Source organism: Ruegeria conchae (assembly GCF_000192475.1).
GTDB classification, from domain to species: domain Bacteria; phylum Pseudomonadota; class Alphaproteobacteria; order Rhodobacterales; family Rhodobacteraceae; genus Ruegeria; species Ruegeria conchae.
The window spans coordinates 1-13,004 of sequence record NZ_AEYW01000005.1; the positions used below are offsets into that span (position 1 = coordinate 1).

The window sequence follows — 13,004 nt, forward strand, 5'->3', positions numbered from 1 at the left end:
CTTTTACCGAACGCAGTGCCACCCCAGCCACCCCAGGGCGGCTTTGTTCGTTCTGAGATGCTCCCAACGCCATCAAGCCCGCCAGTTTCCAATGAGTTCAATTGTATATGTCCCATCTTCCGGGACCAATCGAATCTCTGATAGCCGACACTGGCATATATTTAGAGGGGTCCTTAGTGTCATTTCGCAGTTTGTGGCAGTTGGTCAAATCTATGAAAACCACCCGTAACTTATGGATCGATTTTTCAGCGACTTTATCGCAATGAACAATCACTTGGCGGATCTAGGAGACCCGCTTCCTCTATTCCATGTTACTAGGTAGTAGCGCGCTAGAAGCCCCCCTTTCTAACAGTCCTTAAGTATCGTCCGTCGTTCGGTAAGCCTACCCGTTGAGTTATCATACTATCGGAATCTCAAAATTTCGATTAATTTGAAGTTACGTGCCCCAACTCAATCAAACCTATTTCTGAAGGAAAGGGAGCATAGTTTTGTCTATTGATTTTCCAAATTGGCCACCAGAACCTTACAACTCTGACAGTTGGCCACCACCGTGGCTTAGATTTGAGCGCGAGTATCCAAATTCGGAACGGCGTTCGCGACTAATATCGCATTCCGATGCGCCATATATCGCCATCGCGACGGATGAAGAGACTGATCGGGAAACACTTGGAGCTATTGCTTCGGACTATTTGGATAAAGTTGAAGATTATCTAACAAGTCATGGGCAATCGTTGAATTGGCCTGAAGGGTGGGGCGGAAATCAGTTTAATGACAACGCCAAAGCCGGAAACTGGGACTTGGTTCACTGGCTGAATATCTGGCCTCCGGTTGACAGCGGTGCGAATGACAACCCACCTCAAATTGCGTCATGGAACCTGTCCCGCGATGAACTCCACAGATTGCCAGCAACGATAGTCATGGTGGCGACAGAATTCATAAATGATCAGGGGGAACCTGCCGAGTTCTCTATCGGTGTCAGCATTCCTATGCTGGTGGAGGAAACAGATGGTGGTAAACTCCGCGTCATCATTCGCTCGTTCACAGCAGAATACCCGGTTGTATCGCAGCAGAGTTGGTCGACCGTGGATGCCAAGGCCGCATTTCCGTCTCGAGAGGAACGACAGATCGAACTTGGGGCACTTACAAATGATTTGGTAAACTATCCATCTGATATTCTAAATCAAATTGGAGCCGCGGCTTCTGTTGAACCGAGATCCATCGATCTAGAGCAAATCTTTATCTTGTCCGATGTTGACCCGGATTTTCTGGAAGAACCGGTTGTTATCGAAACAGTTTCGAAAGCGCTTGGGTCAATCGAGCGATTTCCAAATCGCTTGAGTTATTCGGTGACCAACAAGATCAAGGCAATACCAATTGGCGGTGCGCAACAGCGACAATTCCACTTCGAATTGCTATCCACTGAAACCTGCCCACTGATCACCCATGTAGGTGAGGGCGAAGCAAAAATTTGGACTCAAGTTCCGCCTGCTTCGAAATTACCTTTTGATCCTGCAAATCCAGCATTGCCTTACGATTGGGATCGAAGGCGACCCACTCGTACAGATGATTTCCTTGATCGCTTCAGAGAGTTGGGAAAACTGACGAACGGGAATGAATTGACGCTGGAAGATCTGGGGTTTCGTGTTCGCCGATGCCCAGATTTTGTTCCAGGTGACCAAGATGGACTTGGCAATCCCGGTCCGACCAAAGTTTTAAGGCTACCCGCGAACAAGGAGATTCTACTACGAAGTAATGAGTATTCAGCACTACTTGCCTATGTTAACTGCGTTGAATTTTTCGATTTGTTGAGATCGTTTGGAATTATCTTGGACGATTTCGTTGTTCGGGCAGAAAGGGACATTCAGATCTTTTACCGGTACGGTATTGCTCCGGGTCCTGGCAAAGATGGGCGAACGGTGAACGCGCAGGTCGCCTATGACTGCAAATCTGATGCTGCGACGTTGCCGACAATTCGAATGAATCTCGCACTTGCAGAACTGACACGTTGGGACCGGCCATTGAACAGCGACGGAGAGCGTACCTGGGCGCAGCCCCTTGGCCTCGCGACTGACAAGCGCTGGATGCTTCATGAGTTTGGGCACTATTTGTTGGCTGCGCGTCTTGGGAAGCTTGAATTTGATTTTGCGCACAGCGCCGGTGACGCAATGGCCGCTATTGTTTGTGATCCGGAGTCTAGGCTGGCTGACCCGCGAAATGGTGTCGCCGAAAGCTATCGTGGAATCACATTCCCATTCGTGTTTTCGACGCGTCGCCACGACAGATCCCCCACGTTAGGTTGGGCGTGGTACGGAGAATTGAACCGGTCTGTTATTGAATCGCCGCCAACTGGTTGTGACGACCTGAAGGGTTATCTGACGGAACAGATCCTTTCGACAACGCTCTTCCGGCTTTATCGTGCGCTGGGTGGAGACTCGATGGATGCGGACGCACCGGATGTTTACCTGCGCCAACGTGCGTCTTTTGTGACGGTGTACTTGTTGGTACGGGCAATCCAATCATTCGGGCAATCGCCATCGAGGGCAGAAATGCTGGAGCTGGCGATCGAACAAATTGACCGTTTGCAGGCTGGAGTGATTGAAATGCCTCCTATCCCAGATCTACCAAATAACCTACCCCAACCGGATTGTTGGAAAGGGGGTATGGTCCACAAAGTGGTACGGTGGTCATTTGAAACGCAAGGCATGTTTGTCGAGAACCTTGAAGAGACACACAATGGCATGGGCAAAGCGCCTGACGTCGATGTCTATATCGAAGATTCCCGCCCGCTTAGAGAGATGGTGAACGGCAGTTGGTTTAATTTCGGCGTGGGCAGTTATTGCCCGGTTTCGCTAGATTGGCGTGATGATGCGCAATGGACAATGCCGGATCAGGTGATTTTCGGGAATCGTGGATCGGTTACAGCTGAGGGCTGCACGCTTCGCCGCTGGTATGGGGTGGTCTTTAATCCAGAAGAGGATTGGGGTCTTTCCTCCATTATTATCTGGCTTCCGCTCTTTTCACAGGAAGACAATTTGCCGGACATTGGAGCAGGCGACAGGCGGGTTCTGCCGTTCAACGATGAGGGCGAAGCCCTGGCAGAGATTGAGCGAATAGTGAACGCCGACCGACCGCAAGGTAGCACAGCATATGGTCTGGCGCTTTATGAAATCACTTGTCCAGACGATCGTGCCAATACAGATCCGCTGCAAAGCCTTGGGGTGGCTGTCGGGACAACATCCAGCAACCTACCCAAAACACCCCGAGCATTGACCGACCTCGTAGCTAATGACAATAACCTTGGGTTGCGGGTTATTCGGTTCATATGACTTCCGGCACAGGATCACTGTCCCATGGCGTGGGCCATTCGACTTTTGACGCGTCCAGCACCGTCATCAGCGTCGGACAATCGATACCCGCTATTGGATTTCCATCGACGTCTGTGTCGTTGGCTCTGTCAAACAGGGCATCCCAAATACCTGCAGCCAGATGGCGACTGGCCGTACTGTCGGTCGGGTAGTGCACGCCAATACGTTCTCGGTTCACTGCTATTCGATGCGCAATTGCAAGCAGTGGTGACTTTATGGGCGCGGTCCCGCGCAAGTCACTCCATCGTGGTTTCCGAAGCAGATGCCCATCCTCTGGGCTTGGAACAATATCCGCACCATCAATCGAAACTTTATCTTTCAGCACTCCGTAGCGGTAATAAATTCCCGGTATTTCTAGCAAAAGAAGCGAAATGAAATGCGCAAGAAATGAATGTCCGCTTGGGAATGCCGGATGTGCGGGTGGGCCGAACGGTACAGTCAGGCCGGGGCGGAGGATCGATGGTCGCACTCTTTTGTAATGTGCTTTGTAAGCCATGTAGATCACGTTACCGATTGCCAGCCCGACGTTTATCAGGTCGAGCGTATTGGGGTGATCAAACGAATTGATGCCCAGAAAATGAATGAGATAATCCGGTAGACCATCTGCCTGGACGTCGCTTTCCACAAGATAGTTCCACCGATCGTCCTCCATATAGATTTTGAGTTTCTCCAACTCGCCCTTGATAAATAGGAACGCGGCCAAATTCTCAGCGGCTGTATCTCCGGGTTGCCATTTCAGGTCGTTTGCTTCCAGCCAACGCAGCTTAATCGGGTCGATACCTGGCGGGATGCGGCCAAGGGAAATCGGTAACCATTTCCCGAATTGCCCAGCGATTTCAAGGGCTGCGAGCGTACCGGGCTCACTCCGGTCAGCGGCGCGCAACCACTCACCCAATTGCGGATCAAACGGAAGTGTCCAGAAACGCAAATCCGGATCCCAGTCGGCGGTCGTCCATTCCAGCGGGTCACTGTTAGGTTGGTAGGGATTGATTATGAATTCGAGCGGAAATGGAGTTTCACCGGAATTGTCTGGTGTGAAGTTAAGCGACCAAGGCAACAGCGCCAGTTCAATGGGGGTAGCATAGTAGCTACGGATAAAGCCAATGCCACCGTCAGCTCCGACCGGGATCGCACCCATGCCCATGCCGTTACCCATGCCCATGCCCATGCCGTTACCCATGCCCATGCCCATGCCGTTACCCATGCCCATGCCCATGCCGTTACCCATGCCCATGCCCATGCCGTTACCCATGCCCATGCCGCTACCCATGCCCATGCCGCTACCCATGCCCATGCCGCTACCCATGCCCATGCCCATGCCGCTACCCATGCCCATGCCCATGCCACTACCCATGCCGTTGGCTGTGTCCTTTCTAGAAGTCATTGGAAATCCCCCTATCGAATAATATGGACTTGAGATTTCGTCGGCTCAAAGTCCTCTAACGCGGCAAACCCGCAATAAATAACCCACTTTTTAGGGCCAATTTGTCTTCTCTACGTACAAATGGATACCACGAAACAAACCGATCCACCGAGAAATCTTTGTCGAGCCTTAGAATCTCGGCTCCAACGGCCCGTGCCTTTTCCTCTTGACCGTTCATTGCAAGACTGGCCGCCAGAATTCTCAAGGTCGCAATAAAGCGAGAGTTGACCTGACGTGCCTTCTGCAACCAGGAAATCGCTTCAGCATAATTTCCCGAGGAAAACTCGGCGATTCCAACCCCGGTCCACCAAGTAAAGTTCAAGGTGTCAAACGGGCTTAGTTTAAATGCATTCTGAAACCGGGGTATCGCCTCGTCTCTTCGGCCTAAATACGACAATGTTACTCCACTGGTTGCCCAGCCGAGTGCATTATTCTGATCAAGGGACAGGGCCAGATCAAACATCGACATCGCTTGATGTGGATCACCCTCAATGAGGCTTGTCAGATGCCCAGCGACCACTTGGCAGAAAGGATCATCAGGATCCAATGCGATGGAATGTCTGGCATGCTCAACAGCCAGCAGTTTGTCGCGCTCAGGATTGTTGGAGCGTTCCTCGCCAACGAGGTAATTCAATCGCCAAGCGGAGTAAGCATAGGCTCTGGCATAGGTAGGATCCAGTTCCATAGCCCTTTGCAACGCTATTCCGGATTGATGATACCCCTCATCTGTGAACCGATACAGTTCTGATGCCGCCTTGAGAACGCAATCATACGCATCAAGGCTATGGGTAGAGCGATTTCGAACGCGTTCAATCCCGTGCGCGTTCAGGCGAGGCTCGAATGAGCCGACAACTGCGGCAACTATTGTGTCTTGAAAATCGAACAGATCTTCGGCGGTCCCGTCGAACGACTCGGACCAGATTGATCGGTTCAAGGCAACATCAACCAATTCCGCTGTAATCCGAAGCCGATTGCCCTGTCGGCGCACGTTTCCATCCATTACATAGTTTACGCCCAACTGCGCCGCGATCTCCTGGAGATCAATCGATCGATTGGCAAAACGCAATGTGGAGGCGCGGGCGATTACGTGAAATGCATGGCTGCGGGATAGGCCGCTGATAATGTCTTCGGTGATCCCTGATCCAAAATACTCTTCCATTTCATGGCCAGAAGACGCGCGAAATGGCAAGACGGCCACTGTAGGTCGCGATGTCCATTCAATGAAAGGTTGGTGTAGGCTCGCGCTTTCTGAGGAAGAAGTTTCCAGTGGCACGACTTGAAACAAGTGGATAACTCGATTGATGTTTTTTAGTCGCGGCGTACCAATATCTCTGAAGCGAACATTGATCTTACTTCCTGCCAGTTCTCGAACCAGTCCTGTCGCAACGATTTGACCCGGCGCTGCAGCGTCATGAATACGCGAGGCAATGTTGACGCCGTCACCCAATATGTTTCCGTGGCTCACCAAAACATCTTCGACATTTACTGCAATCCTTAATTGCAAATTTTCACGGGTGCCCCTTTGCGCCTCTGGATGTGGTTTCTTCTGAGCGTCGACAGCCCATTTCAAGGCAGCCACCACGCTGCTGAATTCAACGAGGATCGCGTCTCCGACAGTTTCGACCAATCGGCCATCATATTGCTTAAGCAATGGCAACAGCAACTCTTCTCTGAGCGATTTCCACTGGTTGCTTGTCCAAACATCGTCTTCTGCCATTAGGCGGGAAAAACCGGCAACATCTGCGAACGCGACAACTGCAAGCCTGCGCGTTTCAGAAATTGGAGGTTCGTTTTCACTCGCCATTGAAAGTCTTTCTGAAGAATCCTGTTCGTTGTTTATGAATGATAACTTGAAGGCAGAGTAACGATAGGATTGTCTTCGGTCTATTGCCTCATCTAATGAATGGCGTCTTCTAACTGCTCTGATATAGTCGATATGCTTCTTTTGCCGAACGTTTTGGCTTCTTTGACTTCCTGTTTGGTCATAGGGCGGATCATCTTGGAATAGAAACTAATTCTAAAAAATCGTGCTGAGGCGGCGCGAGTACCTTCGACTAGCAGACCGATGCTTGAAAAAGTGGTCGAGGGCTTTTGGATTTGAGGCTTCAAACCAGACATTGCAACCGTATTCGACAACGGTGGTTGCACCCTCCCGCAACCAGCGTCAGAAAATCTAAGTACAGCCCGTTCAGACTACAATTGATCCACTGGATCAATTAATTAACGTCTTCACCTCGTCAGGCTCATAACCTGAAGGTCAGAGGTTCAAAGCCTACTCCCGAAACCAAATTCCAAACAACCCGCTCAGACTATTTTTCATCACACGGTTCAATAGTTTAAAGCACTCCAAGCTATAAGTCTCTTGGGGTTAACGAATAGCTATGCAACTGAGCCGCTGTCTCTGATCTCAACTATTCTGGTAATAGAATGATAGCCTGCGGCTTGAACCGCTTGGTGGGCGAGGAAATGGGGCGGCGCGGATGACTTGATCTCTGGCGGCGCGCTCGATCTCGGGTGAGCCTGAGCTGTCGACGATGTCGACCCAAGCCAGTGATCCATCAGGATTAATTTCGAAGAATACCTGCGCAAATCCTCGGACTGGTACATAGACGACGGGTGTTTGATTTAGATGGACCAGAACCTGTCCGGCATAGTTCGTAGTGTCGGAGTTTCCTGCGCCGCGGCCTGAGGATTGATTTCTGCCACTGCTGGTTCGGAACGGGTCAGCCCCTTCCTTTTGATACAGGCTTAAGGGCGACTCTACTGTCCGCGAAGGGTTGCGCAAATTGTCGAAGTTACTGAACCCATCCAGCGATTTTGGCGTATCCGTTGCGGGCCTTTTGTCCGGAAGGCGGGGACGCTTGGAGACAGATACAGCCTGATCGGAAGCCCCGGTTTGTTCTTCCGGCAGCTCTGTTGTTGGCTCATCGACGGTACTTGGGATTTCCGGTTCGACTGCCGCACTCTCCAGTGGAGGGACCGGAGCAGTTGGGGCGTCTGTGGGTGGTAGCACTGCCAAGCGCTCGGTCGCCGGGGGTGTTGCGGTAGTCACCGCGTCTGCGGCTGGTTCGGCGCTGGACGGGGCGACCGGTTCGGTCGGCACCCCTTCCTGCAATTCTGATTGTGGGGCGACGGGCGCTCCGACATCGGGTGAAGATACCTGCTGAGGATTGGGGGAGGCGACGAGTGTTTCGCTGATCGGGATGTCGGCAGTATCGGGCCTAATAGTGTCTTCAACCGGAGGCTCGGGTGCTTCAGCAGATTCCGGTTGCACCGGGTCCGTCGTGTCTTCGGTGAATTCTTCGAATGTGTTGCCAAGCTCGATCAAGCTGACCGATTCCCCCTTGGATCGCAATTGTGGCAGACTTGGTCCGTAGAAACTGATCCCAAGGATGTGCAGGACAAGCGAAAGCGCACCCGCCAACGCAGCGACGGCTGCTGACTTCCGGATCATTTTAACGCCTGCTGGGTCACGAGGAACACAGACGGCGCGCCATACCGTCGAAGGGCACCGGTTAACTCCATCAACCGTTGGCCTGAAACATGGCGGTCGGGGACAATCCTGACCGGTCCGTCATCATGTCTGGCCATGAAAGCCTCAGGGTCGGTTTGCACTCCGCGAAAGCTGAGGATGCCATCAGCGTTCAAGACAAGCGCATCGGGAGGGTCGCGGCCTTCGAGTTCCGATGTGTCGACAAGCTGAAGCTCGGGATCAAGCGGTGGTGCCAGGGTGCCTGCAATCAGAAAGAAGATCAGCATCAAAAAAACGACGTTGATCAGAGGGATGGTCGAGTCTCGTTTGCGGCTTGGGCGACCAAAGCGGATCATCGGTCTACTCCAACACCGTGACGGTCAAGCCATCGCGGCCGCGCAAAATAACCAGCAAATCCACAAGTCGTTGCGCGGACGTATCGGCATCAAGGCTTACCAGAGCCTGACCTGTCCCGATCCTTGCAGACAGGTCATCCAGCGTCAGCGTTTCGCCGTTCAAAGTCACGCGCTCCGCACCGATCTGGATGAAAATTCGCTCGACGGGCTCAGCCGAGGCTGATGCGCCTGAGGTTGCACTGCTGATCTCGATCTCCGCGAATTTTGAGAAGGTTGAAGACAACATGAAGAACAGCAACAGCAAGAAGATGACATCGATGAGCGGCGTCATTGACATAGGTCGTCTGACAAAGGGTGCCGTGTTACACATGTTCAGCGTTCAGAAACTCGGTCGCACCGGTGGCGGGCTGGTTCGAATGGTTTGGGACAAGAACTGTGCGCAGTGCTTTGTCCGCAAACACCCGTTCGCGCGCGGTTCGGCTTTCAAACCAGGACAAGACCATCGAGGTCGGCATCGCCACCGCTAGGCCAACAGCTGTGGTTACCAGGGCAACCCAGATGCCGCCTGCCAGCAATGAGGGATCGACAGAAGACCCGGCAGATTGAAGGCTTTGGAACGCATTGATCATTCCCAAAACTGTCCCGAACAACCCAAGCAGCGGGGCAAGCTGGGCAACCGTGTCTAAAAGTCGAAACCCCCGCTCAAGCCCGGCAAGTGCCAACCCGGCTTCGGCATCCAGCCGTGCGTCCAGATCGGGTGTGTCCGGCGCGTCCATTGCGGCTTCGACAAGTGGTGCAAGATAGCTTCTGCTCTGTGCGAGGCGTGTGCGTGCCTCGGCCCGATCCCCGGCATCCCAGGCTTGCAGCGCTTGTGACAGCACTTTGTGCCGTCCCACGCCACAGGCTGCGAACTGCCACAGCTTATAAAGACTGACCGCCACCGTCAGCACCGACATGACAATAAGAATGGCTACTACGGGCCCGCCAAGGGCCAGGATTTCCCGAAGAGAAGAGAGAATATTCATCCAAGTAACTCCACTTCAACTCGGCTGCTGAGCGTTAGGGTCGATTGGCAGACGTCGCTCTGAGATCCGTTTATCACGCATGAACTCGCGCCATTGATCAATGCTCGCCCAACAGACGTGCAAGACATCCCAGGCAGGTCAAACTGACGGACACGCGGGCGATCTAAGGGTAAGTCTCGAAAATCAAAAAGTGAAAGGGTTACAACACTCCCTTCATTGTCGAATATCACCGTCTCGAATATTGCCTCATCGATGCTGGTTCCGGATTGGTTGGTCACCAGGAAGGTTAATCTACAGGCACCACTAACGTCTGCCAAGGCATTGAGCTCCAAAGAAATCTCAGCGGTAGGTGCCTCAGCGGATTGCGCCAGAGCTCCGCATGAGAGCAGGCATGCGAAACAGGTAAGCAGGACACGGAGAGATCTCATTGAAGGGCACCTATATGCTTGGGCGAACCGCGTTTGTCTGCGTTGTGTAGCCGACAATGGTCCTCTCATACCTGATAGTACTCTCACTTCAAAGGATCGCTAAAACGATTGTGAATTCGACAATATTTAAGGGCGAATTTGAAGATGCAGTCTAGCAAATTGACATAATATATGACAATATGACGGATATCTGCCTCATTTCGTCAAGACATGATCTGCATCCCGAACAATTCGCCCCTCATAATCGAAAGAAATACAGTATGGAGGCGCGTTTTGAGCTGGAATATTTGCATAGTCGGGGCAGGAAAGATCGGTCAGATGATCGCGACCTTGTTGAAATCCTCGGCGCATTACTCGGTAACTGTTGCCGATCATGATCTGTCGGCATTGTCTGTGTTCAACAAGCGAGGGATTTCAACGCGGCAGATCGATGCCCGTGACAGTGCAAGCCTCGAACGGGGGCTCAGGGGGTTTGATGCTGTTGTTTCGGCGGCTCCATTTTTCCTGACGCCAGAAATTGCCGGTGCTGCAAAAACAGTCGGAGCCCATTATTTTGATCTGACAGAAGATGTTGAAGCGACCAATGCGGTACGCCAACTTTCGCAGAACAGCGATACAGCGTTCATGCCGCAATGCGGATTGGCACCCGGATTTGTCGGTATCGCTGGCGCCGCGCTGGCTTCGGAATTCGATGAGTTGGAAAGCTTACATATGCGGGTTGGGGCACTGCCGCTGTTTCCGACCAATGCATTGAAATATAACCTGACGTGGTCCACTGACGGATTGATAAATGAGTATTGTAACCCTTGCGATGCCATTGTGAACGGCGAGCGGGTTAAAACAGCACCACTCGAAGATTATGAACTGATCGGCCATGATGGTGTGGAGTATGAATGCTTCAACACGTCCGGTGGGCTGGGCACGCTGCCCGAAACGCTTGAAGGCAAAGCGCGGGCTGTGTCCTATCGGTCGATCCGCTATCCGGGACATCGGGATATTCTTCGATTGTTGCTGAATGACCTGGGATTAGAGCGGCGGCGCGATCTGTTGAAAGAGATCTTTGAAACCGCACTGCCGCGCACAGATCAGGATGTAGTGCTTGTCTATTGCACTGCCAAGGGAATGATTGATGGTTCCCTGCGCGAGAAGTCCCTGATCAACAAATCCTTTGCCCGCACCATTGATGGGCAAATCTGGAGTGCGATTCAGATCACCACCGCAGCAGGTGTGCTGGGTGTCGTCGATCTGATGCGGACGGGTGCTTTGCCGTCCAAGGGTTTTGTCCGGCAGGAGCAGGTAAAGCTTGCCGATTTCCTGAACACAGAATTTGGTCGGCTCTATCGCGCCGGCGATGTCACCGAACAGAACAAGGCGGCCTGAGATATGAAAGATGTTGTAATGACTGCTGAAGCTACTCTTGCGAAACTGGACCTGACGGCGGCAGAGCTGACTGGTGGATCGCTGCGCGTAACTTCTCCAATTGATGGAAGTGTGCTGGCTGAAGTGCACGAAACGCCTCTGTCCGAGATGAAATCCATATTTGCGCGCTCGAAGGAAGCGTTCCAAGCATGGCGGGTTGTGCCTGCCCCGCGCCGCGGAGAACTGATCCGCCTTCTGGGCGAAGAACTGCGCGCAGCTAAAGATGATCTGGGCGCGCTGGTCAGCTGGGAGGCCGGTAAGATCACCTCGGAAGGGCTGGGCGAAGTGCAGGAGATGATCGATATCTGCGACTTTGCCGTTGGACTGTCCCGACAGCTCTACGGTCTTACGATTGCATCGGAACGACCTGGCCATCGGATGATGGAAACCTGGCATCCTGCAGGACCAGTGGGCGTGATCTCGGCCTTCAACTTCCCGGTTGCGGTCTGGTCATGGAATGCGGCGTTGGCGTTGGTGTGTGGGGATCCGGTAATCTGGAAACCTTCAGAGAAAACGCCCCTGACCGCGATGGCCTGTCAGAAAATATTCGAGCGCGCATTGGCCCGCTTCGGGGATGCGCCTGTCGGCCTGCTGCAGACCCTGATCGGAGGTGCTGCGCTGGGTGAAGCTCTGGTCGCGAGCGAGGATGTGCCGGTAATCTCGGCCACCGGCTCCACTCGGATGGGCCGTGCAGTTGCTCCGATCGTGGCGCAGCGCTTTGGTAAATGCATTCTGGAGCTCGGTGGCAACAATGCGATGATCGTCGGTCCTTCGGCCGATCTGGAAATGGCGGTCCGGGCGATCGTGTTTTCAGCCGTCGGGACGGCGGGTCAACGCTGCACCACGCTACGCCGTCTGATCGTGCACAACTCGATCCGTGAAGAGCTTGTTGCGCGCCTCAAGAAAGCTTACTCGGGCCTGCCAATTGGCAATCCGCTGACGGAAGGGACATTGATAGGTCCGCTTGTCGACGAAGCCTCCGGCGACGCAATGACCGGAGCGCTTAAGAGGGCAGAAGCCGAGGGTGGAACGGTCTTTGGTGGCAAGCGAGTAACCGAGGGAATGCCCGGTGGCGTCTACATGGAACCCGCCATTGTCGAAATGCCCAGCCAGACAGCAACTGTGAAGACAGAAACCTTTGCTCCGATCCTGTATGTCATGGGTTATGACGATTTTGCCGAGGCGATCGAGCTCCAAAACGATGTGCCCCAAGGCCTGTCATCCTGTGTTTTCACGTTGAACATGCGTGAGGCAGAACAGTTCCTGACCGCAGCTGGCTCGGATTGTGGCATTGCAAACGTCAATATCGGCCCGTCCGGCGCCGAGATCGGAGGCGCGTTTGGCGGTGAAAAGGAAACTGGTGGTGGGCGCGAAAGCGGTTCAGATGCCTGGAAAGCCTATATGCGCCGTCAGACCAACACGGTGAACTATTCAGCCGAGTTGCCGTTGGCGCAGGGTGTCAAATTCGACATCTGATTGGCGGGTCTTGATCTTAAGTATATCCGGCGGTTTTAAT

The 13,004-nt window shown here is 53.1% G+C and carries 9 protein-coding genes; 3 read left to right on the top strand and 6 right to left on the bottom strand.

Features of this window, described 5'->3' with window-relative positions; genetic code table 11:
* The first annotated feature begins 488 nt into the window (after nucleotides 1–488).
* Complete coding sequence (locus tag G7G_RS0104165; protein ID WP_010438700.1) at nucleotides 489–3,326, top strand: hypothetical protein; 2,838 nt, start codon at nucleotides 489–491, stop codon at nucleotides 3,324–3,326.
* Here the strand turns inward: G7G_RS0104165 and G7G_RS0104170 are convergent.
* From G7G_RS0104170 to G7G_RS0104200, 6 genes are all read right to left on the bottom strand, one after another.
* Nucleotides 3,319–4,749: a phosphatase PAP2 family protein gene (locus G7G_RS0104170; protein WP_010438702.1), complete on the bottom strand. Its 1,431-nt coding sequence runs from the start codon at nucleotides 4,747–4,749 to the stop codon at nucleotides 3,319–3,321. The two genes, G7G_RS0104165 and G7G_RS0104170, sit on opposite strands and share 8 nt — an antisense overlap.
* 55 nt (nucleotides 4,750–4,804) lie before the next feature.
* Complete coding sequence (locus tag G7G_RS0104175) at nucleotides 4,805–6,592, bottom strand: adenylate/guanylate cyclase domain-containing protein (RefSeq protein WP_010438704.1); 1,788 nt, start codon at nucleotides 6,590–6,592, stop codon at nucleotides 4,805–4,807.
* Between the two features lie 603 nt (nucleotides 6,593–7,195).
* Nucleotides 7,196–8,242: an energy transducer TonB family protein gene (locus G7G_RS0104185; RefSeq protein WP_010438710.1), complete on the bottom strand. Its 1,047-nt coding sequence runs from the start codon at nucleotides 8,240–8,242 to the stop codon at nucleotides 7,196–7,198.
* Nucleotides 8,239–8,616, bottom strand: coding sequence for an ExbD/TolR family protein (locus G7G_RS0104190; RefSeq protein ID WP_010438713.1), 378 nt, complete (start codon nucleotides 8,614–8,616; stop codon nucleotides 8,239–8,241). Before G7G_RS0104190 ends, G7G_RS0104185 begins: the two co-directional genes overlap by 4 nt.
* 4 nt (nucleotides 8,617–8,620) lie before the next feature.
* Nucleotides 8,621–8,947, bottom strand: coding sequence for a biopolymer transporter ExbD (locus G7G_RS0104195; RefSeq protein WP_029621714.1), 327 nt, complete (start codon nucleotides 8,945–8,947; stop codon nucleotides 8,621–8,623).
* Between the two features lie 31 nt (nucleotides 8,948–8,978).
* Nucleotides 8,979–9,641: a MotA/TolQ/ExbB proton channel family protein gene (locus G7G_RS0104200; protein WP_010438715.1), complete on the bottom strand. Its 663-nt coding sequence runs from the start codon at nucleotides 9,639–9,641 to the stop codon at nucleotides 8,979–8,981.
* A gap of 701 nt (nucleotides 9,642–10,342) precedes the next feature.
* Between G7G_RS0104200 and G7G_RS0104205 the strand changes: the two genes are divergently transcribed.
* Nucleotides 10,343–11,449: a saccharopine dehydrogenase family protein gene (locus tag G7G_RS0104205; RefSeq protein ID WP_029621716.1), complete on the top strand. Its 1,107-nt coding sequence runs from the start codon at nucleotides 10,343–10,345 to the stop codon at nucleotides 11,447–11,449.
* A gap of 18 nt (nucleotides 11,450–11,467) precedes the next feature.
* The gene (gene amaB, locus G7G_RS0104210; RefSeq protein WP_050806438.1) at nucleotides 11,468–12,964 is read left to right on the top strand and encodes an L-piperidine-6-carboxylate dehydrogenase; all 1,497 of its coding nucleotides are present in this window, start codon (nucleotides 11,468–11,470) and stop codon (nucleotides 12,962–12,964) included.
* The last annotated feature ends 40 nt before the right edge of the window (nucleotides 12,965–13,004 follow it).